Source organism: Stenotrophomonas sp. NPDC077461 (assembly GCF_049545475.1).
Classification (GTDB): domain Bacteria; phylum Pseudomonadota; class Gammaproteobacteria; order Xanthomonadales; family Xanthomonadaceae; genus Stenotrophomonas; species Stenotrophomonas nematodicola.
In genome coordinates this window covers 132,512-155,050 of record NZ_JBMWDO010000012.1, presented here as the reverse complement: position 1 = coordinate 155,050, position 22,539 = coordinate 132,512, and the positions used below count along the sequence as shown (strand labels likewise).

Below are 22,539 nucleotides of genomic sequence, written 5' to 3'. Positions count from 1 at the left end.
GACAAATCATCCTTCCTGCAGGCGCCTTCACAAGATACCTGCGCATACTGTCAAAGAACCTTGGAGTCGGCCTCAGCGCCTTCCTCCGTGTGCCCCGACGTTTCCGTCGTTGCGAGCCGCCCATTATAGCCGACTTTTCCGCCTCGTCAACACCTTTTTTCAAGGCCGTCTCACCGAAGTGGACGTTGTTGCCGATGCTGCTTCGCCGTGCGACCCGGAGGTCTTTTCGTCGAAGCGAGCCGCCTATTATGTCAGGCTTTTCGTTTCCGTCAACACCTTCTTTCGAAGTGGTTGCCGTCCTGTTCCGGTGCGGTTGCCGCCTTGCGGTGGCCCCTGCGTCGGGGGAGGGAAAGTATGTCCCTATCGGCGGCATTTGTGAAGGGGGATCGTCACTTTTTTTGACGTCTTCTTCTTCCGATTCAGGTCCGGCCGCGTCACCGCGGCCGGAAACGCCTTGTGACGCTTAGGCCGCGACGAGCAGAACGCGCGCGAACGTGCGCTTGCCGACCTGCAGCAGGCCTTCAAAACCGGGCGCGAACAGCGTCTGGGCGTCGTCCACGACCTCGCCATCCACCTTCACCGCCCGCTCCTTGAGCTTGCGGGACGCCTCGGAGTTGCTCGGGGTGAGCCCGGCGGCGGTCAGCAGTGCACCGATCCGCAGGCCTTCGGCCGGAATCGTCACTTCCTGCAGCGGCAGCAGGGTCACATCGCCCTGCCCGGTCACGGCCGCGTTCCAGCCGGCGATGGCCTGGTCGGCAGCGGCCGCGTCATGGAAGCGGGTGGTCAGCTCCCGGGCGAGACGCAGCTTCACCTCGCGCGGGTTCAAACCGCCCGCCTCGACCTGCGCACGCAGGTTCCTGGCCTCGGCTTCGCTGATATCGAAGGAGAGCAGCTCGATCCAGCGCCACATGAGGTCGTCACCGATCTTCATGGTCTTGGTGACGATGTCGATGGCCGGTTCACTGATACCAATGTAGTTGTTGAGCGACTTGGACATCTTGGCCACGCCGTCCAGGCCTTCCAGCAGCGGCATGGTCAAGACGATCTGCGGCTTCTGGCCGTAGTGCTCCTGCAGGCCCCGGCCCATCAGCAGGTTGAACTTCTGGTCGGTGCCGCCCAGTTCGACGTCGGCCTCCAGGGCCACCGAGTCGTAGCCCTGCACCAGCGGGTACAGGAATTCATGCAGGGCGATCGACTGCTGGGCGGCGTAGCGCTTGGCGAAGTCGTCGCGCTCGAGCATGCGGGCCACGGTGTGCTGGCCGGCCAGGCGGATCATGTCCGCCGCGCCCATCTTGCCGAACCACTCCGAGTTGAAGCGGACTTCGGTCCTGTCGCGGTCCAGTACCTTGAAGACCTGGTCCTCATAGGTACGTGCATTGGCCAGCACGTCGTCCTTGCTGAGCGGCTTGCGCGTGACGTTCTTGCCGGAGGGGTCGCCGATCATGCCGGTGAAGTCGCCGATCAGGAAGATGACCTGGTGGCCAAGGTCCTGGAACTGGCGCAGCTTGTTCAACAGCACGGTGTGGCCCAGGTGCAGATCCGGCGCGGTGGGGTCGAAGCCGGCCTTGATCCGCAGGGGACGGCCGCTTTCCAGACGCTGACGCAGCTCCTCGGACTTGAGGATCTCATCGGCGCCGCGACCGATCAGGGCAATGGCTTCTTCAATCGAGGACACGTGACAACTCCCGGCAATGCCTTATTTACATGAATGACGTTAATTACAAGTTAACCGCAAGCGCTTCACAAAAGCCAATAGGCACAAGGGTTTGACGCACTATTTATACCTGTCTATGTTACCGACGTTTGGGCCCGCGCTCCCGGGCCAGCCAGGAACAGACCCACGATGCTGAACTCCGATCAAGGCCGCGCGCGCAAGCAGCGCTTCAAGGAACGCCTTCACGTCCTTCACGACACCGCCCTCCATCGGAAGCTCAAGCAGCATCTGCCCGCAGCCTTCAACCAGCGCTGGACCCGCCGCCACTGGATGCATGCCAGTCTGTTCGCCACCATTGGCGCGCTGGTGGCCACCATCGTCCCCGGCTTCTCGCACACCATCGAATCCCCCTACTCCGAGGGCCATGCCACGCTGGCCCTGCCGTTGCCGCCGCTCTCGCAGGAACGCCGCCTGCAGACGCCGGGCGACAGCTGGCAGGTGCTGCGCGTGCGGCGCGGCCAGACCCTCAGCAACCTGTTCGACGAGGCCGGCATCCCGGCCACGGTGATGCACCAGGTGCTGGAGCATCCTGGCGCGCGGCAGGCCCTGACCAAGCTGCGTCCCGGCGCGGAGATCGCCTTCGACCTGCCCCTGTCCGGCGACCTGCGCACGATCCGCTTCGACCGCGATGCCGACAACCGCGTCGAACTGTCATTGAAGGACAACCAGATCACCGAGAAGGTGATCAAGCGCGAGTTCTCGACCCGGCGCGTGGTCGCCAGCGGGGAAATCACCAGTTCGCTGTACGCCGCGGCGCGCAAGGCCGGGCTGTCGCCGTTGGCGATCGCCACTATGACCGACGAGATCTTCAAGTACGACATCGACTTCTCCAAGGACCTGCAGCCGGGCGACCGCTTCAGCGTGGTGCTGGATGAGACCTGGCGCGAGGGCGAGAAGGTGGACACCAGCAAGATCCTGGCGGCGACCTTCACCTCGGGTGGCAAGACCTACAGCGGGTTCCGCTTCGACCGCAACGGCAAGTCCGAGTATTTCGATGCCAGCGGCCGGCCGCTGAAGAAGAGCTTCATCCGCATGCCGATCCCGTTCGCGCGGCTGAGCTCCAGCTTTGGCGCGCGCAAGCACCCGGTGCTGGGCAAGATGCGCATGCACAAGGGCGTGGACTACGCCGCGCGCACCGGCACGCCGATCATGGCCGCCGGCGATGCCCGCGTGCAGTTCGCCGGCACGCAGCGCGGCTACGGCAATGTGGTGATCCTGGACCACGGCCGCGGCCACACCACGCTGTACGGGCACATGTCGCGCTTCGGTGCGATCAAGACCGGCCAGCGCGTGGCGCAGGGCACGGTGATCGGCTATGTCGGCTCGACCGGCCTGGCCACCGGCCCGCACCTGCACTACGAATTCCGCGTCAACGGCGTGCATCGCAATCCGCTGTCGGTGACGATGCCGCCGCCGGAGCCGCTGCAGGGCAGCGAGTTGGCCGCGTTCCGCGCGCAGACCGCGCCGGCGCTGGCCCGCATCCAGGGCATGGAGAAGCTGATCTACGCCGACGCGTCGCCGGCACCGGTGGCGGACAAGGCCGCGACGGCCACCGCCAGCGCGGCCAAACCGGCCAAGCCCAGCCGCGGTTGACCGTCGCGCCGCCGGTTCGATGCGCGCGACCACGCGCGCATTGACGACGGCCGCTGCTTGCGCGGAAGCTGGCCGCACTCCGTTCAAGCGCCTGCCATGACTGCTGTCGATCCGCATACTCCGCTTTACCTGGGCCTGATGTCCGGCACCAGCGCCGATGGCATCGATGCCGCGCTGGTGCAGTTTCCCGCCGAGGGCGGCTGCCGCTTTGTGCACGGGCATACCCATCCCTGGGACCCGACGCTGCGTGCCGACCTGATCGCGTTGGGCGAAGGCGGCGACATCACCTCGCTGGATGCGCTGGGGCGGATCGACGCCGAGGTCGGCATCCAGTTCGCCGCCGCCGCCAATGCCCTGCTGCTCGCCAGCGGGGTACAGCGCGCGCAGGTCCGTGCGATCGGCTCGCACGGCCAGACGGTGCGCCACCGCCCGCTGGGCGATCCGGCCTTCACCTGGCAGCTGGGCGATGCCAACCGCATCGCCGAGCTGACCGGGATCACCACGGTGGCCGATTTCCGCCGACGCGACGTGGCCGCCGGCGGGCATGGCGCGCCGCTGATGCCGGCGTTCCACCTGGCGATGCTCGGCACCACCGGCGAAGACCGGGCGATCCTCAACCTGGGTGGCATCGCCAACCTGACCCTGATTCCCCGTGAGGGCGTTCCGCGCGGCTTCGATACCGGGCCCGCCAACGCGCTGATGGATGCGTGGTGCCAGCGCCATCGCGGGGTGCCGTTCGATGCCGATGGTGCGTTCGCGGCCAGCGGGCAGGTGGACGAACCCTTGCTGGCGCACTGGCGGGCCGATCCCTGGTTCGCGCTGCCGCCGCCGAAGAGCACCGGACGCGAGCAGTTCCACCTGGCCTGGGCCGAGGCGGCGATGGACAGGGAGGCCCGGTCACCGGCCGATGTACAGGCCACGCTGCTGGAGCTGACCGCCGCCACCGTGGCCGACGCGCTGCTGGCCCACCTGCCGGGCGCGGCGCGGCTGCTGGTGTGCGGGGGCGGCGTGCGCAATCCGGCGCTGCTGCGGCGACTGGGGGCGCGCCTGCCGGGCGTGGTCATCGAATCCAGCGCGGTGCATGGGCTGGACCCGGATTACCTGGAGGCGATGGGGTTTGCGTGGCTGGCGCAGCGGACGCTGGACGGCCTGCCGGGCAATCTGCCGAGCGTAAGCGGCGCACACGGGCCGCGGATACTGGGTGCGATCCATCCGGCGTAGTGCCGGGTTTCGGGTTGGCAGGTGGGTATTGCGCCTGGAGCAGCCGGGCAGAGCCCGGCTCTACGGGGGCATGGTGCGGGGAATGGCCGGCGGCATGGCGCGGCGCGCAGCCGGGCAGAGCCCGGCTCTACGGGGGCATGGTGCGGAGAACGGCCGGGGGGCATGGTGCGGCGCGCAGCCGGGCAGAGCCCGGCTCTACGGGGGCGTGGTGCGGAGAACAGCCGGCGGCATGGTGCGGCGCGCAGCCGGGCAGAGCCCGGCTCTACGGGGGCGTGGTGCGGAGAACAGCCGGCGGCATGGCGCGGCGCGCAGCCGGGCAGAGCCCGGCTCTACGGGGGGGCGTCGGGGAGGGCCTGGAGGGCGGCGATGGCGTCTGCGAGGGCATTCACTTCGGGGTCGTGGAAGCCGCTGCGGACGTCCAGTTCGCTGGTGAACAGGCCCTGTTCGAGCAGCACCATGCAGGTGTGTTCACGGGTCCAGCCGCGCGCCACGGCGACGCGCCGGATACGCTCGTTCAACAGCGGGTCCAGATCCCGCAGCAGCAGATCGACCATTGTTCTCCCCGTCGGCAAGCACCGCCCCCACGGCACAACAGTCCCCATCATCCAACAGCACACTGCGGGTGGCAAACCGGGGCGGCCGGCCCCCGCCGGCGGTCAGCCGGTGGCGGCGGTCTGGGTGGTGGCATCCACTTCCCGGCGCAGCCACCAGGCCATCAGCAGGCCGGGAACGCCGACCAGCACCGAGACCAGGAAGAAGGTCTGCCAGCCATAGGCATCGGCCAGCACGCCAGCGAACGGCCCCACGAACACCCGCCCCAGCGTGGCGAACGCCGACAGCAGCGCGTAGTGGGTGGCCGAGAAGCGCGTGCCGCACAACCCGCTGAGCAGGGCCACGAAGGCTGCCGTGCCCATGCCGCCCGCGAAGTTGTCCAGGCTGAGGGCAAACAGCAGCAGGCTGTCCATCAGCGTGGCGTGCTCAAGGTGCACGATCAGCAGGTTGAAGGCCGGGACGGTGACCGAGCCCCATGCCCCGGCACCTTCGCGGGCCAGCGCGTAGAAGCCCAGGTTGGACACCAGCTGCAGTACGCCAAAGCCCAGCAGGGCCTGCGACAAGCGCAGGCGCAACAGGAAGAAGCCGCCCACGATGGCGCCCACGATGGTCATCAACAGACCGATGGTCTTGTTGGCCAGGCCCACTTCGGCCTGGCTGAAGCCCATGCCCTTCAGCAGGAACGGCGTGGACAGGCTGAGGGCGAATGCATCACCGATCTTGTACAGCACCACCAGCGCGAGGAACGCACCGGCCCCGCGCATGCCGAAATAGCTGCGCAGCGAGGCGTTGAGGGTCTGGAAGGGAATCCAGCGGGTCACGCCGAGGCCGACGGTCATTGCGCCGGCGATCTGGCTGACCACGAAGGTGAGCCGGGTCCAGCGGTCGCTGCTGTCCGGGTCCAGGCCGACCAGCACCAGCAGGTAGTGCACCACCCACGCGCCGACCGCGACACCGGCCACCAGGGCCACGAACCCGCGCAGCTCGCCACCGGCACGGGACACCGGCGCGGTGAAGCGCGCGGGCAGGCGCGGCATCAGCAGCAGGGCCAGCACCCCTACCCCGACCGCCAGCCCCGCCATCACCCGGTACACCTGCGGCCAACTCTGCCACTGCTCGGCCCAGATCAGGGTGATGCCACCGGACAGGACCATCGCCAAGCGGTAGCCCAGCACGGTGAACGAGCCGCCCAGGCCGCGTTCGGCCGGTTCCAGCAGGTCGGTGCGGTAGGCGTCGATCACCACGTCCAGGGTGGCCGACAGGCAGGCCACCAGTACCGCGACCCCGGCGAACAGGGGCAGGTTGCGCGACGGCGACAGACTGCTCATCAACACCAGAGCGGCGGCCAACGCGAACAGCAGCAGCACGATCCAGCCGCGGCGACGGCCCAGCAGCGGGATGTCGAAACGGTCGATCAGCGGCGCCCACAGGAACTTGAAGGTGTACGGGATGCCGATCAGCGACAGGAAACCGAGCGTGACCAGGTCCAGCCCGTCCACGGTCAGCCAGGCCTGCATGGCCCCGCCGGTCAGCGCCAGCGGCAAGCCGGAGGCGAAGCCCAGCAGCAGGATCACGAACAGGCGTCGTGCCCGCTGCAGGGGGGTATGCGGCACCGACACCGCCGCCGCTTCATTCATGGGGCGTAGTCCACCGTGAACGGGGCATGGTCGGAGAAGCGCTCATCGCGGTAGATCGAGCAGCTGCGCAGGCGCTCGCGCAGGCCGGGGCTGACGAACTGGTAGTCGATACGCCAACCCACGTTGTTGGCGCGGGCCGCGCCGCGGTTGCTCCACCAGGTGTAGTCCTCGCCGTCGGGGTGGAGCAGGCGGTAGGCATCGGTCCAGCCCTGGCCGGCGGCGATGTCCAGCGCCTGGCCGGCGTCCACGCACTGGCCGTTGAGCCAGTCGCGCTCGGGCGGCAGGCAGCCGGAGTTCTTCTGGTTGGACTTCCAGTTCTTGATGTCCAGCGCCGAGCGCACGATGTTCCAGTCGCCGCACAGGACGTAGTCGCGGCCGCTGGCCAGCCATTCGGCCAGGATCGGGCGCAGCCACTCCATCACCTCGAACTTGAAGCCTTGGCGCAGGTCGCCCGAGCTGCCGGAGGGGATATAGAACGAGACCACGCTGAGGTTGCCATAGCGGGCCTCGATGTAGCGGCCTTCATCGTCAAACGGCGCCCAGCCCAGCGAGGTGATCACCTGATCGGGCTCGCGCCTGCTGTAGATGGCCACGCCGCTGTAGCCCTTCTTGGTGATGGCGTCGCGGTAGAAACAGTGGTGGCCGTCCGGGCGGAACATCGGGTCGGTCAGCTGGTCTTCCTGGGCCTTGGTCTCCTGGATGCACAGCACGTCGGCGTCCTGGGCGCGGAACCAGTCGAGGAAGCCCTTGGTGGCAGCGGAACGGATGCCGTTGGCGTTGAAGCTGATGATGCGCATGCTGACCCGGGTCTGGAGCGGTAACCGGCAAAGCATACCGGGTTGACCCCCGGCCCGGCTGGCCGGATCCGGCCGCTGCAGGCCCCGCGACCGTCTGCCGCGAGCCTGAATTGCCGCCCATGCATTAGGATTTGCGCTCCAAATGAATTGAATAGAGTCTAGATGAGCGACCATCGCCACCGTTTTCTGCAACTTGCCCTGACCGCCGATGCCCTGCGCTTCGGCCAGTTCACCCTGAAGTCCGGCCGCCTGAGCCCCTACTTCTTCAACGCCGGCCGTTTCGATTCCGGCGCCCGCATGGTCCAGCTGGCGGCCTGCTATGCCGACGCGGTGGAAGCCACCGGGCTGAAATTCGACGTGGTCTTCGGGCCGGCCTACAAGGGCATCCCGCTGGCCACCGCGACCGCCTGCGAGTTCGCCCAGCGCGGGCGCGACCTCCCGCTGAGCTTCAACCGCAAGGAAGCCAAGGCCCACGGCGAGGGCGGCAACCTGATCGGCGCGGACATGAACGGCAAGCGCGTGCTGATCGTCGATGACGTGATCACTGCCGGTACCGCGATCCGCGAGGCCCTGGCCATCATCAAGGGCGCCGGCGGCACCCCGGCCGGGATCGTGGTGGCGCTGGACCGCCAGGAGATCGCGTCGGAGACCGACCAGCGATCGGCCGCCCAGGCCGTGGCCGAGGAAGCCGGCATTCCGGTAGTGGCCGTGGCCACGCTGGCAGACCTGCTTGATTTTGCCTCCGGAAATCCGGAACTTGTCGGCTACAGGCAGCCGCTGGAGGACTATCGGTCCCGCTACGGCAGCCGTCCTACGCGCTGACAGCAGGGGGCTGTCCACCATGTCCAGGGTTTCCGCCATTGTCGTGACCGGCCTGCTGCTGGCATTGCCAGCGTCGTGGGCGCAGGCCCAGAAGGCGCGCAGCGATGTGTCCGTCAAGCCGAAGAAGCTGTTCTGCTGGAACCAGGGCAACGAGCGGATCTGCAGCGATGCGCTGCCCCAGGACGCGGTGAACGCCGCACGCGAGGAGTTCAGCGTCAACAGCGGCCTGCGTCGCGGTGAGGTGCAGCGCGCGATGACCGAAGAGGAACGCGCCGGCGCCGCGGTGGAGGCCGCCCAGCGTCGGCTGGACCTGGCCGCCGAGCAGACCCGCCAGCGCACCGAGCAGGCGATGCTGTCCACGTATGAGAACGAGGCGGACCTGCGCCGGGTGTTCGTCGAACGCACCGGCATCCTGGACAACAACATCCAGACCGCCCACTACAACGTGGCCAGCCTGCGCGATGCGCTGGTGACGCTGCTGTCGACGGCGGGCAACCGCGAGCTGGCCGGATCGCCGGTGGCCGACAAGCAGGCCGCGGAGATCCGCCAGCGCCACACCGAACTGCTGGCGCAGAAGCGAATGCAGGCCTCGTTCGAACAGCAGCGCATCGCGCTGGATGCGGAGATCGAGGAAACGCTGCAGCGGTACCGGTTGTTGAAGGGTGCGGCGAGCGATCCTCGCGGGTAGGCGACCGGGCCGCGCCCGGCGCTGAGGCCAGGACAAAAGGGGCGGATGCGACGGCATCCGCCCTTTTTTTATGCACTCTTTACGCGCTGCCCGCCTGGCGGGCGTGGAGCGTTTACGCCTTGGAGGACCACCATGCTCGCCTGACGTGGAGTGGTTCCACCTGGACGTCCCATGAGCCTGTATCCGATTGTGTTCCCCGCCGCGAGCGCCGACCGGCGCCGATCGCGTGCGCGTGCTGCCGGTGCACCCCGCACCGCGCCCTCCCTTTCCCCCCTCTGAGGCCACGACCATGCCTGCCTGGCTTTCCCTGGTGTGCGGCGTGCTGGTGCTCGTCGCCGCCGCCTACCTGCTGTATGTCGTGCTTCGGCCCGAAGCGTTCTGACCGGAGCCGATCATGACCGAGATCCTGTTGATCCTGCTGGCCAGCATCGCGCTGGCCTTCCCGCTCGGGCTGTACCTGGCCCGGGTGATGCGTGGCGCGCCGATGCGCGGCGACGCCGTATTCGCGTGGGTGGAGAAACCGCTGTACCGGCTGCTCGGGGTGAACCCCGCGCGCGGCATGTCCTGGCGCGGGTACGTGGGCGCGTTCCTGCTGAGCAACGTGGTCATCGCCGCGCTGGTGCAGACCGTGTTCATGACCCAGGCCTGGCTGCCGTTCAATCCCGACCAGATTCCCAACATGCGCTGGGACACGGCGCTGCACACGATGGTGTCGTTCCTGACCAACACCAACCAGCAGCACTATTCGGGCCAGGCGCAGCTGTCCTACTTCGCGCAGATGACCGCGATCACCGGCCTGCAGGTGGTGACCCCGATGATGGGGCTGGCCCTGGCGGTGGCCACCCTGCGTGCGCTGTTCGGCGCCCGCCCGGACGAGGTGGATGCGCAACAGGCGGCCCAGCTCAGTGGCGACCGCCGCGTGGACGTGGGCAACTACTACGCCGACGTGGTGCGTGCATGCGTGCGCTTCATGCTGCCGCTGTGCCTGCTTTGGGCGGTGCTGCTGACCAGCCAGGGCGTACCGTCCACGCTGGCCGGCGGCCCACAGGCCACGCCGATCGATGCAGCGTCGGGCATGGACTCGCAGAAGCTGCCGCTGGGCCCGGTCGCGGCGATGGTTGCGGCCAAACAACTCGGTGCCAATGGCGGTGGCTGGTATGGTCCCAACAGCAGCATGCCGTATGAAAACCCGACCCCGCTGTCCAATGCGCTCGAACTGATCGGCATCCTGCTGATCCCGATCAGCGTGATTTTCATGCTGGGCGCGTTCACCGGGCGCCGGCGCCTGGCCGGGCTGGTGTTCGGTTGCATGCTGGCGATGTCCAGCCTGTCGGTGGCGGCCACGGTGTGGCTGGAAGGCCATTCGGCGACCGCCGCCAGCCCGCTGCTGATGGAAGGCAAAGAAGTGCGCTTCGGCGCTGATGGAACCGCCTTGTGGGCCGCAGTGACCACCCAGGTCTCCAACGGCTCGGTCAACGGCATGCACGACTCGCTCAGCCCGCTGGCCGGCGCCGTGCCGATGGTCAACATGCTGATCAGCGCCATCTGGGGCGGCATCGGCTGCGGCCTGCAGCAGTTCCTGGTGTACCTGCTGCTGGGCGTGTTCCTGGCCGGCCTGATGACCGGGCGCACCCCGGAACTGTTCGGACGCAAGCTGGAAACGCCGCAGATCCGCCTGCTCGCCCTGCTGGTGCTGCTGCAGCCGATCACGCTGCTGACCCTGACCGCGGTGACGCTGGCGATCCCTTCGATCACCGGCACCTCCAATCCAGGCTTCCACGGCATCAGCCAGGTGTTCTATGAGTACACCTCGGCATATGCCAACAACGGTTCGGGCTTCGAGGGGCTGGGCGATGCGACGGTGTGGTGGAACCTGAGCTGCACGCTGGTGCTGCTGCTGGGCCGCTACCCGGTGCTGGTGATTCCGCTGATCGTGGCCGCGCAGCTGGCCGCCAAGCGCCGTGCTCCCGAATCGGCCGGCACGTTGCAGATCGAAACCCCGACGTTCGCGCTGACCCTGATCGCGCTGATCGCCATCCTGACCGTACTGCAGTTCATGCCGGCGCTGGTCCTTGGCCCGGTGGCCGACCACCTGTCGCTGACGCTGCACTGAGACATGACCCCATGAGTACCTATCCGTTGAATGCTTCCACCCACCGCCACCCGCGCCTGCTCGACGGCGCCGGCTGGCGGCGCGCCCTGCGCGATGCGGTCATCAAGCTCTCGCCCCGGCACCTGCTGCACAGCCCGGTGATGGCCGTGGTGATGGTCGGCACCGTGGTCAGCCTGCTGGTGACCCTGACCGGCAACGCGCCGCTGGGCTTCGGCCTGGCGGTCACCGGCATCCTGCTGCTGACCGTGCTGTTCGGCAACTTCGCCGAGGCCGTCGCCGAGGCGCGCGGCCGTGGCCAGGCCGCATCGCTGCGCCGTGCCCGTCAGGACCTGACCGCGCGGCGCCTGGCCGCCGCGCATGCCGGTGCGGCCGAAACGCATGTCCCGGCCGCCGAGCTGCGTCCCGGCGACCATGTGATCGTCAGCTCTGGTGAACTGGTGCCGGCCGATGGCGAGATCGTGCAGGGGCTGGCCACCATCAACGAAGCGGCCGTGACCGGCGAATCGGCGCCGGTGCTGCGCGAGGCCGGCACCGACCGCAGCGGCGTGATCGGCGGCACCAAGGTGCTGTCCGACCAGATCGTGGTGCGCATCACCGCCGAGCCCGGCCACAGCTTCCTGGACCGCATGATCGCGCTGGTCGAAGGCGCCAACCGCCAGAAGACCCCCAACGAGATCGCGCTGACCCTGCTGCTGGCGGCGATGACGCTGACGTTCCTGGTGGTGGTGGCGACCCTGCCGGCGATCGGTGCGTTCGTTGGCGTGAAGGTCGACCCGCTGCTGCTGATCGCGCTGCTGGTGTGCCTGATCCCCACCACCATCGGCGGGCTGCTGCCGGCCATCGGCATCGCCGGCATGAACCGTGCGCTGGCGGCCAATGTGCTGGCCAAGTCCGGCAAGGCGGTCGAAGTGGCCGGTGACGTGGACGTGCTGCTGCTGGACAAGACCGGCACCATCACCCACGGCGACCGCCAGGCCACCCACTTCCATGCGCTGGCCGGCATCGATGCGCCCCAACTGCGCGAGGCCGCGTTGCTGTCCTCGCTGGCCGACCCGACCCCGGAAGGCAAATCGGTCGTGCGCCTGGCACGCGAACAGGGCTGCACCACGGCCGAGCCGGCCCAGGCGCAGTACCTGGCCTTCACCGCGCAGACCCGCATGTCCGGCGTGGACCTGGACGGCGGCCGGCGTATCCGCAAGGGCGCTGCCGATGCGATCACCGCCTACGTGCGCGAGCTTGGCGGCACGGTGCCGGCTGAACTGCCCGGACGCGTGGAACAGGTGGCGCGCAACGGCGCCACCCCGCTGGTGGTGTGCGAAGGGCGGCACGTGCTGGGCGTGATCGAGCTGTCGGACGTGGTCAAGCACGGCATGCGCGAAAAATTCGCCCAACTGCGTGCGATGGGCATCCGCACGGTGATGATCACCGGTGACAACCCGCTCACCGCCGCAGCGATTGCGGCCGAAGCCGGCGTCGACGACTACATCGCCGAGGCCCGCCCCGAGGACAAGCTGGCGCGCATCCGTGCCGAGCAGGCCGGCGGACGGCTGGTGGCGATGGTCGGCGATGGCACCAACGACGCCCCCGCGCTGGCCCAGGCCGACATCGGCCTGGCGATGAACTCGGGCACGCAGGCCGCCAAAGAGGCCGGCAACATGGTCGACCTGGATTCGGACCCGGCCAAGCTGCTGGCGGTGGTGGAAGTGGGCAAGCAGCAGCTGATCACGCGCGGCGCGCTGACCACCTTCTCGCTGGCCAACGATGTGTCCAAGTACTTCGCGATCCTGCCGGCGCTGTTCGCCGCAACGCTGCCGGCAATGGCCACGTTGAACGTGATGCACCTGTCCAGCCCGCGCAACGCGGTGCTGGCGGCGCTGATCTTCAACGCGCTGGTGATCCCCGCGCTGATTCCGCTGGCCCTGCGCGGCGTGCGCTTCCGCCCGGCCACGGCGACCACGCTGCTGCGCCGGAACATGCTGGTGTATGGGCTGGGCGGCGTGCTGCTGCCGTTCGCGGCCATCAAGTTGATCGACCTCCTCCTCGTCTCGGTATTCGGCGTATGAACCGCTCGCTCGCTTCGTCCCTCTCTCCCGCGTCGCCGTCCCGCGCGACCGCCACCTCCACCCTGCAGCAGGACGGCGCGTGGCGTCCGGCGATCGTGCTGGGCCTGGGCAGCCTGCTGCTGATCGGGCTGGCCTACGCGGTGGTCGCCACCAGCGCCAGCCGGCTGCTGTTCCCGGCGCAGGCCGATGGCAGCCTGCTGCTTCGCGATGGCCAGGTGCGCGGCTCGCAGCTGATCGCCCAGCCGTTCGTGGGCGACGGCTACTTCCAGGCGCGCCCCTCGGCAGCCAACTACGACCCGATGGCCGCCGCGGGCAGCAACCTGGCGCGCAGCAACCCGACCCTGGAGGAACGCGTGCACGAGGCGACCCAGGCGGTCGCCCTGCGCGAAGGCATCACCGTGGCCCAGGTGCCAGGCGATCTGGTGACCCAGTCCGGCGCGGGCATGGACCCGGAGCTGTCGCCGGCGGCTGCCGCCGTACAGGTGGCACGCGTGGCACGCAGCCGCGGCCTGCCCCTCGACCAGGTGCAGGCGCTGGTGAAGGCCCATACCCAAGGCCCGCAGTGGGGCGTGTTCGGGCAGCCGCGGGTCAACGTGATGACCTTGAACGCAGCGCTGGATGCGCAGCCGCCGCACGGCACGCCTTGATGCGCTGCGTACCGTTGCAGGCGCACAATCGCCACCCATGAGCGACTCCCGTACCCGCCAGGCCGATGCCCTGGTCGAAGGCCTGCAACGCGAAGCCGGCGGCAAACTCACCGTGTTCCTGGGTGCCGCGCCCGGCGTGGGCAAGACGTTCAGCATGCTCAGCCGCGCGCACGAACAGTTGCGTCGCGGCGTGGACGTGGTGATCGGGCTGGTGGAAACCCACGGGCGCGCCGAGACCTCGGCGCTGCTGGACGGGCTGCCGCAGGTGCCGCTGAGGCAGTGCGAATACCAGCACGTCGCGCTGCTGGAGATGGACCTGGATGCGATCCTCGCGCGCCGTCCGGCGCTGGTGCTGGTGGACGAGCTTGCCCACCGCAACGCGCCGGGCAGCCGCCACGAACGGCGCTGGCAGGACGTGATGGAACTGCTGGAAGCGGGCATCGACGTCTGGACCACGGTCAACATCCAGCATCTGGAAAGCCTCAACGACGTGGTCATGCGCATCACCGGCGTGCGGGTCGGCGAGACCGTTCCCGATGCGGTGCTGGACCGCCTGCATGACATCGTGCTGGTTGACCTGCCGCCGCGCGAGCTGATCGAGCGCCTGCAGCAGGGCAAGGTGTACGTGCCCGAACAGGCGGCGCAGGCACTGCAGGCTTTCTTCTCTCCGGCCAACCTGACCGCATTGCGCGAGCTGGCCATGCAGGAGGCGGCCGACCGGGTCGACAGCAGCCTGCGCGAGACCCGCGCCGCGCGCGGCGAAGGCAACCTGCCGCTGCGTCGCCGCGTGCTGGTGGCAATCGATGGCGGCGGCCAGAGCGAGTACCTGGTGCGGGTCGGGCGACGCATCGCCGAGCGCCGCGATGCGCCCTGGACGGTGGTGACCGTACAGGGCCGCCGCCAGGATGAGGAGACGCGGCGCGAAATCGATGCCGCGTTCGCGCTCGCGCGCCGGCTGGGAGGCGAGGCCGAGCTGCTGCACGGCAACAGCATTGCCGATGCGCTGCTCGACCATGCCGCGCACAACAGCGTGTCCACTCTGGTGCTGGGCCGCACCCGCGAGCGGCCGGTGGCACGGATGCTCAACCGCACCCTCACCCAGCAGTTGATCCAGCGCGGCGCGCATTACGAGATCACCATCATCGGCACGCCGCAGGCCCGTGCCCGCGCACGCCGCTCCGGGCTGGCCATCGCCAACCGCAGCGCCGGCCAGGACATGCTGCTGGCGGTGGGCGCCACCACGCTGGCGTGCCTGGTGGCGCTGTTCGCCGAGCGCTGGGTGGGCCTGTATGACCTGTCGATGGTGTTCATCGTGGCGGTGGTGATGGTGGCCGCGCGCAGCCGCACCAGTGCAGCGGTGATCGCCGCGGCGCTGTGTTTCCTGGCGTACAACTTCTTCTTCATCGCCCCGCGCTTCACGTTCGCCATCAGCGCGCGACAGGGCGTGATCACCGTCTTCCTGTTCCTTGCCGCCGCGCTGGTCGCCGGCCGCCTGGCCTCGCGCCTGCGCATGCAGGTCGTGGCGTTGCGCGCGGCCAACCGGCATGCCCATGCGCGGCAGGCGCTGGGACGCGAGCTGACCCGCGCACCGAGCAACGAGCAGGTTGCCCAGGCCGGCCGGGAAGCGCTGGAGCAGGCCCTGGATGCGCCGGCGTGGCTGCGCATCGGCCAGGACACCAGCACCAGTGGCAGCGCCGCGCCCGGTGACACCGACCTGGCCGCCGCGGACTGGGCTTTCCGCCACGGACAGCCCAGCGGCCGCTTCACCAATACCCTGGCCGGCGCGGAGTGGTGGTTCCTGCCGCTGCTGGATGGCGAGGACCGCGCGATTGGCGTGGCCGGCATGCGCTTTCCGCGCACCACCGCGCGGCTGGCGCCCGAGCAACGCCAACTGGCGGCGGCGATGGTGGACGACATCGCCCAGGCCGCGCTGCGCACGCAGCTGGTGGCCGACCTGGAAACCGCGCATGTCAGCAACGAGACCGAGCGCCTGCGCTCGGCGCTGCTGTCGTCGGTATCCCACGACCTGCGCTCGCCACTGGCCGCGATGATCGGCTCGGCCGACAGTCTCTCCAGCTATGCCGACGCGATGGACGCCACCGACCGCCGCGCGCTGCTGGACACCATCCTGATCGAAGGCGAGCGGCTGGACCGGTACATCCAGAACCTGCTGGACATGACCCGGCTCGGCCACGATGGCCTGAAGATCAATCGCGACTGGATCGGCGTGGATGAACTGGTCGGCTCGGCCGCACGCCGCCTGCAGCGCTACCAGCCCGAGGTGCAGCTGAAACTGGACATTCCCGCCACGCTCGCGCCGATCTGGGTACATCCGGCGCTGGTTGAGCAGGCGGTGTTCAACGTGATGGAAAACGCGGCCAAGTTCTCCCCGCCCGGTGCGGCGGTGGAGGTGCAGGCACGGCTGGTGGAGGGCGAGCTGCGCATCGATGTGCTCGATGCCGGCCCGGGCATTCCCGACGAGGAACGCGCGCGCATCTTCGACATGTTCTACAGCGTGGAACGCGGCGACCGGGGGCGCCACGGCACCGGGCTGGGCCTGACCATCTGCCAGGGCATGATCGGCGCGCATGGTGGGAGCGTGCAGGCGCTGCCGGGGCGCGATGGACGCGGTACCCTGATCCGCATCACGCTGCCGCTGCTGCAACCTCACCCTGCCGATGACAACGACGACTCCTGACCCCTCTTCCGGCGTGCCGCCCGCACGTGTGCTGGTGATCGACGACGAAGCGCAGATCCGCCGCTTCCTCGACATCAGCCTGCGCGCTCAAGGGTATGTGGTCCAGCAGGCCGCGACCGGCCAGGATGGGCTGGCGTTGCTGGCCACCGGCGGCAGCGACCTGGTGATCCTGGACATCGGCCTGCCGGACATGGAAGGCCACGAGGTGCTGGCCGAGCTGCGCCAGTGGAGCCAGGTGCCGGTGATCATGCTGACCGTGCGCGCCGGTGAGGCGGAGAAGGTGCGGGCGCTGGACAACGGCGCCAATGACTACGTGACCAAGCCGTTCGGCACCCAGGAGCTGATGGCCCGCGTGCGGGCACTGCTGCGTTCGCGCACGGTATCCGGCGACGGCGCCCTCCCGCATTTCGACGACGGGCACCTGCACATCGACCTGGCGCGCCGGGAGGTGCACCTGGACGGCGTGCCGGTGGCGCTGACGCGCAAGGAATACGCGCTGCTGTCGCTGCTGCTGCGCAATGCCGGACGCGTGGTGACCCAGCCCCAGATCCTGGCGGAGATCTGGGGACCCACCCACCAGCACGACACGCACTACCTGCGCATTCTGGTCGGCAAGCTGCGCCACAAGCTGGGCGATTCCGCACTGGACTCGCGCTATCTGTTTACCGAACCGGGCGTGGGTCTGCGGTTCAAAGGGTGATGGCCAACCACAGGTCGGGCATCACCCGGCAGGTACCGACCGCTGGCCGGTACACCGTCTAGAAACCCAGCTCCACACCCGGCAGCAGCGGCTGCAGCTGGGCGCGGAACAAGGCCTTGATCCGCTCCAGCGCCGCCTCGTCGTCGGCCTCGAAACGCAGCACCAGCACCGGCGTGGTGTTGGATGCGCGCACCAGGCCCCACCCGTCCGGGAAGTCCGCGCGCAGGCCATCGATGGTGGACAGGCGCGCACCGATGAACGGCGACTCCTCCCCCTGCGCGGCCGATACGAACAGCGACACCAGCGCATGCGGCGTGCCCGATTCGACCGGCACCTTCAGTTCCGGCGTGGACACGCTGTCGGGCAGTTCCTCGAATACCTCCGACGGCGACTCATCGCGCTGGGCCAGGATTTCCAGCAGACGCGCGGCCGCATACAGGCCGTCATCGAAGCCGAACCAGCGTTCCTTGAAGAAGAAGTGCCCGCTCATCTCGCCGGCCAGTTCGGCGTCGGTCTCGCGCATTTTGGCCTTCATCAGCGAATGGCCGGTCTTCCACATCAGCGGGCTGCCGCCATTGCGCAGCACGTAGTCGGACAGCTTGCCGCTGCACTTCACGTCGTAGATCACCAGCGCACCCGGGTTGCGCATCAGCACGTCGGCGGCGAACAGCATCAGCAGGCGATCTGCGTAGATGATCTTTCCTTCACGGGTGACCACGCCCAGGCGGTCGCCATCGCCATCGAAGGCCAGGCCGATGTCCGCGTCAAACCGCTTCACGGTCTGGATCAGGTCATCCAGATTGCGCGGGTCGCTCGGATCAGGGTGATGATTCGGGAAGGTGCCATCCACATCGCAGTACAGGGGAATGACGTCGGCACCGATCGCCTCCAGCAGCGGCTGGGCCAGCTCACCGGCCACACCGTTGCCGGCATCGGCCACGACTTTGAGCGGGCGGTCCAGCTGCACATCGTCGGCGATGCGCTGGATATAGTCGGCATTGACCTCGCGGGTCTGGAAACTGCCCGGCTCGGCGGCGACATGCAGCTGGCCCTCGCGGATGCGCTGGTACAGCTCGGTGATCGCATCGCCGGACAGCGTCTCGCCGCCCACCACGATCTTGAACCCGTTGTAGTCCGGCGGGTTGTGGCTGCCGGTAACCGCCACGCAGCTGCCGGCGCGCAGGTGGTAGCTGGCGAAGTACACCACCGGCGTGGGCGCCAGGCCGATGTCGATGACATCGCAACCGGCGCGGCGCAGGCCTTCGATCAGCCCGGCGGTCAGATCCGGTCCGGACAGACGGCCATCGCGGCCGATCACGATCTCGCGCAGCCCCTGCACCTGCAGCACCGAGCCGATCGCCTGGCCGATCAGCGCCGCCACCTTCGGTGTCAGGTCGCGGCCGACCACGCCACGGATGTCGTAGGCGCGGAAGATCTCCGCGGCAATGTCCTCGGCCGGTACCTGCGGCACCGGCGGCGGCGGCGTTCCGCTGCCGGCAGCCGGGACGAGCGGCGCCTGTTCCAGGCTCTCGCGCAGCGTGGGGCCCTCGCCCTGCTCATCGGTGCCGGCAACGCGGCGTCGCGGCAGCTGCACCTTGCCCTTGCCGAGCAGCAGCAGGCCGGCCATCGCCAGCAACAGCAGCGCCACCACCCCGCTCGGGATAGGGCCCAGGCCCATCGGGCCCGGCTCCACATCCGGCACGGCGGCGGCCAGGCGGAACCCGCTTGCGCCGATCGGCCGTGCCAACGCTTCGGCACCGCCCGCCATCTCGCTGGCGCCCTGCTCGATCACGTTGAAGGTGCCCTGGCGCAGCGCCAGGTAGCCGGCCGACGGCACCTGCACGGCATCGAAGGCGCTGGTCAGGCGCAGCAGCGGCTGGCGCACGTACACCACCGCCGGCGTCTGCTGGCCCAGCGTGACCCTGCTGGCCAGGCCCAGCCGCTGGCCGCCGGCATCGCGCACCACGCGCAGCACGGTCTTGCCATCATCGTCGGCAAGGGCCGCTTCAAGCAGCGCCAGGCGCGAGTAGCCAAAGGCCTTCGGGTCGGCGTAGGCCGCATCCAGGCCGGCGTCCAGCACCTGCACCTCTTCCACGCCCGGCCAGCCTTCGCGGATGGCCACGGCGCTGGCCTCGGCATCGCCGCTGGCCAGGGCCGCACCCACGCGCTCGCTCTTGAGCACCTTCTGCAGCTGCGCCGCCTGCGAGGTCAGTGCTGCCCGCAGGCCCTGCACCACGGCATCGCGCGATGCCTCCAGCGTCTGGCCCACCGAGGCCTGCCGCCACTGCCGCACACCGCTGTAGCCGAACCAGATCGCCAGCAGCACCAGCGCACCGGCCAGCAACGGTGCCGAGCGTCCGATCGCCAACGGTGACTGTCCTTCCGCCTTCGCCTTGCTCATGGATGCTTTCCCCTGTCAGCGCACCCCGGTATGGCCGAATCCACCCGTTCCCCTGGCGCTGTCGCTGAAAGTATCCACTACCTGCAGGCCCACGCGTGCAATCGGCAGCACCACCAGCTGCGCGATGCGATCGCCCGGCTGCAGGGTGAAGGGTTCGCGTCCCCGGTTCCAGGCGCTGATCAGCAGCGGGCCCTGGTAATCGGCATCGATCAGCCCGGTACCGTTGCCCAGCACGATGCCGTGGCGATGGCCCAGCCCGGAGCGCGGCAGCACCACGGCGGCCAGGTTCGGATCGGCGATGTGGATGGCGATGCCGCTGGGAATCAGCGCCGTGTCGCCCGGTTGCAGGGTCAGCTCGGTTTCCAGCGCCGCACGCAGATCCAGGCCGGCGCTGTGTTCGGTGGCGTAGGCCGGCAGCGGCCAGGTATCGCCGAAGCGCGGGTCGAGCAACTTCACCTGCAGCGGCTGCAGGGTGGAATCGATGGTCATGCGTGCAACCTCTGGGCAATCAGGGACAACAGTTGTTCGGCCAGCCGGGCCTTGGAGGTACCGGGGAACGCCTGCTCCCCACCCTGCCAGTACGCGGTGGCGGCGTTTTCATCGCTTTCAAAGCCACCGTTGCTGATGCCCACCTGGTTGGCGATCACCAGGTCCAGGCGCTTGTCCACGAGCTTGCCGCGCGCGTACTTCTCCACGTCGTGGGTTTCGGCGGCAAAGCCGACCACCAGCTTGAGTGCATTGGTCTGCGCGGCCACCTCGGCCAGGATGTCCGGCGTGCGCACCAGCTCCAGCGTCAACGTCTGGGTACCGGCGGTCTTCTTCAGTTTCTGCGGGGCCACCTGGCGCGGGGTGTAATCGGACACCGCCGCCGCACCGATATAGATGTCGGCCGGCAGCGCGCCCAGCACGGCCTCGCGCATCTGCGCGGCCGAGCGTACGTCCACGCGCTGCACGCCCGGCGGCGTGGCCAGGTGCACCGGGCCGCTGACCAGCACCACCTGCGCGCCGAGGCGCGCGGCGGCGGCGGCAAGCGCATAGCCCATCTTGCCGCTGCTGCGGTTGCCCACGTAGCGCACCGGGTCCAGATCTTCATAGGTCGGGCCGGCGCTGATCAGCACACGCAGGCCCTTCAATCCGGCGGTTTCCGGATCGGCGGCGGCAGGCGCCTGCACCTGCGCCAACGCGGCCACAATGGCGTGCGCTTCGCTCAGCCGTCCCGGGCCGGATTCGCCTTCCGCCAGCGGGCCGTCTTCCGGGCCGATCACCTGGGCGCCGCGCTCGCGCAGCAGGCCGATGTTGGCCTGGGTGGCCGGGTGCTGCCACATCCGGTGGTTCATCGCCGGGCACACGGTCAGTGGCGCGGTGGTGGCCAGGCACAGCGTGGTGACCAGATCGTCGGCATGCCCGTGCGCCAGGCGTGCCAGCAGGTCGGCGGTGGCCGGGGCGACCACGACGCGATCGGCCCAGCGGGCCAGCTCGATGTGGCCCATCGCCTGCTCGGCCGCGCTGTCCCACAGCGTGGTGCGGGTGGGTTGGCCGGACAGCGCCTGGAAGCTCAGCGGCGTCACGAACTGCTGGGCACCGGCGGTCATTGCCACCTGCACCAGGGCACCGGCATCGCGCAGGCGTCTCACCAGCTCAAGCGACTTGTAGGCAGCGATGCCGCCACCCACGCACAACAACAGCTTCTGGCCTTGCAGCGGGCGCGCGGACGCCGGAGAAGCCTGGGGGGAGTCAGCCACCTGCGGATTTCCTGTCGAACTGAGGCGTTTAGCTTACCCGATGGGGTGTGGGGGGCTCATGCCCCAGGGGCATGAGAGGGGTGTTTATGGTCATGAGGGAAGGACGTTGACGTGGTGGTCAGCTGGCTGGCCTTCCTTGGCTGGGGGCGCGTGGCCAAGGCGCACGGTGATGAAGGACGCCATGCGCGGGATGCGCGCCTGCGGATGGAACAGACCGGGGCCCCAGCGGGCGAGTACACGGGCAGTGACGCAGTGCTGCGGCAGCGGATTGCCGGCATTTCCTACGCGAGCGCGGGGCCGCCGCTTATGGGCTCCCGCCGTGTTCGGGCGGACACTGCCCACATGGCAATCAAAGATTGGCTCGAACAGGATCGGCCCCGTGAAAAGCTGCTGACGCGTGGCCCGGCGGCGCTGTCGGATTCGGAGCTCCTGGCACTGTTCATCGGCAAGGGCCCGAAGGGCTCGAACGCGGTCGAGAGCGCCCGTCTGCTGCTGGACGTACACGGCCCCTTGCGGCGCCTGATGGACCTGGATGCCAACACGCTCAAGAAGCTGCCGGCCCTCGGCCCCGCCAGCGCCTGCAGACTGATCGCCGCGCTTGAGCTGGCGAGCCGCCATCTTCTTGCCCAGCTCGAGCGGGGCGACAGTCTGTGCGACCCGGCGTCGGCGGGGCGCTACTTTCAGCACCGGCTGCGCTCACGTCCGCACGAAGTGTTCGCCGTCCTGTTCCTGGACACGCGCAACCGGACAGTGGCGTACGAAGAGCTGTTCTCCGGCACCATCGATGCAGCAGCCGTCTACCCCCGTGAAGTGGTCCGCCGTGCCCTGCTTCACAACGCCGCGGCCGTGATCGTGGCGCACAACCACCCGTCCGGGCATGCCGAGCCCTCCTCGGCCGACCAGCTCATCACTGCCGAACTGCAGCAGGCATTGGGCGTGGTGGGGGTGCGGCTGCTGGACCATGTGGTGGTGGGGGACGGGCCGCCGGTGTCGATGGCCGAGCGCGGCTGGATCACGTCGGGCCGGCGCCGGGGGAGCTGAACGGACCGCTGCGCGGGGCCGCCCTGCCAGGCGGTCGAACCGGTTGCGTGGGACGTTCCCCGCCCTGCTCTGTCCCCGTTCAATGGATCGGGGCGGCTTCTGGGCTAAAA

Annotated in this window: 18 protein-coding genes; 11 read left to right on the top strand and 7 right to left on the bottom strand. The window is 68.9% G+C overall.

Annotated elements, in window-relative coordinates; translation table 11 throughout:
* Positions 1–463: 463 nt before the first annotated feature.
* Positions 464–1,675: a tyrosine--tRNA ligase gene (gene tyrS, locus ACPEH8_RS18010; RefSeq protein WP_166472516.1), complete on the bottom strand. Its 1,212-nt coding sequence runs from the start codon at positions 1,673–1,675 to the stop codon at positions 464–466.
* Positions 1,676–1,843: 168 nt separating this feature from the next.
* Here tyrS and ACPEH8_RS18005 point away from each other — a divergent pair, with 168 nt between their 5' ends.
* Together ACPEH8_RS18005 and ACPEH8_RS18000 are read left to right on the top strand one after the other, a co-directional pair.
* The gene (locus ACPEH8_RS18005; protein ID WP_423667720.1) at positions 1,844–3,307 is read left to right on the top strand and encodes a peptidoglycan DD-metalloendopeptidase family protein; all 1,464 of its coding nucleotides are present in this window, start codon (positions 1,844–1,846) and stop codon (positions 3,305–3,307) included.
* 96 nt (positions 3,308–3,403) lie between these two features.
* On the top strand, positions 3,404–4,528 hold the full coding sequence (locus ACPEH8_RS18000; RefSeq protein WP_423667717.1) for an anhydro-N-acetylmuramic acid kinase: 1,125 nt from the start codon (positions 3,404–3,406) through the stop codon (positions 4,526–4,528).
* 329 nt (positions 4,529–4,857) lie between these two features.
* Here the strand turns inward: ACPEH8_RS18000 and ACPEH8_RS17995 are convergent, their stop codons facing one another.
* The 3 genes from ACPEH8_RS17995 to ACPEH8_RS17985 form a co-directional block, all read right to left on the bottom strand.
* Positions 4,858–5,082, bottom strand: coding sequence for a hypothetical protein (locus ACPEH8_RS17995; protein ID WP_017355713.1), 225 nt, complete (start codon positions 5,080–5,082; stop codon positions 4,858–4,860).
* A gap of 102 nt (positions 5,083–5,184) precedes the next feature.
* The gene (locus tag ACPEH8_RS17990; RefSeq protein ID WP_017355712.1) at positions 5,185–6,717 is read right to left on the bottom strand and encodes an AmpG family muropeptide MFS transporter; all 1,533 of its coding nucleotides are present in this window, start codon (positions 6,715–6,717) and stop codon (positions 5,185–5,187) included.
* Positions 6,714–7,514: an exodeoxyribonuclease III gene (locus ACPEH8_RS17985; protein ID WP_017355711.1), complete on the bottom strand. Its 801-nt coding sequence runs from the start codon at positions 7,512–7,514 to the stop codon at positions 6,714–6,716. The genes ACPEH8_RS17990 and ACPEH8_RS17985 overlap by 4 nt, the downstream gene beginning before the upstream one ends.
* 162 nt (positions 7,515–7,676) lie before the next feature.
* On the opposite strand from ACPEH8_RS17985, the gene pyrE reads away from it, so the two are divergent.
* From pyrE to ACPEH8_RS17945, 8 genes are all read left to right on the top strand, one after another.
* Positions 7,677–8,336 (top strand): orotate phosphoribosyltransferase, encoded by a 660-nt coding sequence (pyrE, locus tag ACPEH8_RS17980; RefSeq protein ID WP_017355710.1) that lies wholly within the window; start codon positions 7,677–7,679, stop codon positions 8,334–8,336.
* 19 nt (positions 8,337–8,355) lie between these two features.
* A complete protein-coding gene (locus tag ACPEH8_RS17975; RefSeq protein WP_017355709.1) occupies positions 8,356–9,024 on the top strand; it encodes a hypothetical protein in 669 nt (222 codons plus the stop codon).
* 289 nt (positions 9,025–9,313) lie between these two features.
* Positions 9,314–9,406: a potassium-transporting ATPase subunit F gene (locus ACPEH8_RS17970; RefSeq protein WP_017355708.1), complete on the top strand. Its 93-nt coding sequence runs from the start codon at positions 9,314–9,316 to the stop codon at positions 9,404–9,406.
* 12 nt (positions 9,407–9,418) lie between these two features.
* The gene (kdpA, locus tag ACPEH8_RS17965; protein WP_017355707.1) at positions 9,419–11,137 is read left to right on the top strand and encodes a potassium-transporting ATPase subunit KdpA; all 1,719 of its coding nucleotides are present in this window, start codon (positions 9,419–9,421) and stop codon (positions 11,135–11,137) included.
* A gap of 11 nt (positions 11,138–11,148) precedes the next feature.
* Complete coding sequence (gene kdpB, locus ACPEH8_RS17960) at positions 11,149–13,200, top strand: potassium-transporting ATPase subunit KdpB (protein WP_017355706.1); 2,052 nt, start codon at positions 11,149–11,151, stop codon at positions 13,198–13,200.
* Entirely contained in the window at positions 13,197–13,847 is a 651-nt protein-coding gene (kdpC, locus tag ACPEH8_RS17955) for a potassium-transporting ATPase subunit KdpC (RefSeq protein WP_423667714.1), read from the top strand. Before kdpB ends, kdpC begins: the two co-directional genes overlap by 4 nt.
* Positions 13,848–13,884: 37 nt before the next feature.
* Positions 13,885–16,545 carry a sensor histidine kinase gene (locus ACPEH8_RS17950; protein WP_136006808.1) on the top strand — a complete coding sequence of 887 codons (2,661 nt, stop codon included), beginning with the start codon at positions 13,885–13,887 and terminating at the stop codon, positions 16,543–16,545.
* On the top strand, positions 16,526–17,245 hold the full coding sequence (locus tag ACPEH8_RS17945; protein WP_082316455.1) for a response regulator transcription factor: 720 nt from the start codon (positions 16,526–16,528) through the stop codon (positions 17,243–17,245). The genes ACPEH8_RS17950 and ACPEH8_RS17945 overlap by 20 nt, the downstream gene beginning before the upstream one ends.
* A gap of 58 nt (positions 17,246–17,303) precedes the next feature.
* Here ACPEH8_RS17945 and ACPEH8_RS17940 read toward each other — a convergent pair whose 3' ends face one another.
* The 3 genes from ACPEH8_RS17940 to coaBC are packed head-to-tail and all read right to left on the bottom strand — an operon-like array spanning position 17,304 to position 21,388.
* Complete coding sequence (locus ACPEH8_RS17940) at positions 17,304–19,646, bottom strand: phosphomannomutase/phosphoglucomutase (protein ID WP_423667711.1); 2,343 nt, start codon at positions 19,644–19,646, stop codon at positions 17,304–17,306.
* A 15-nt stretch (positions 19,647–19,661) separates the two neighbouring features.
* Complete coding sequence (gene dut / locus ACPEH8_RS17935) at positions 19,662–20,135, bottom strand: dUTP diphosphatase (protein ID WP_017357444.1); 474 nt, start codon at positions 20,133–20,135, stop codon at positions 19,662–19,664.
* Positions 20,132–21,388, bottom strand: a complete 1,257-nt coding sequence (gene coaBC, locus ACPEH8_RS17930) for a bifunctional phosphopantothenoylcysteine decarboxylase/phosphopantothenate--cysteine ligase CoaBC (RefSeq protein WP_017357445.1) — start codon at positions 21,386–21,388, stop codon at positions 20,132–20,134. Before coaBC ends, dut begins: the two co-directional genes overlap by 4 nt.
* 342 nt (positions 21,389–21,730) lie before the next feature.
* On the opposite strand from coaBC, the gene radC reads away from it, so the two are divergent.
* On the top strand, positions 21,731–22,429 hold the full coding sequence (gene radC, locus ACPEH8_RS17925; RefSeq protein WP_037591786.1) for a RadC family protein: 699 nt from the start codon (positions 21,731–21,733) through the stop codon (positions 22,427–22,429).
* Positions 22,430–22,539: the final 110 nt, after the last annotated feature.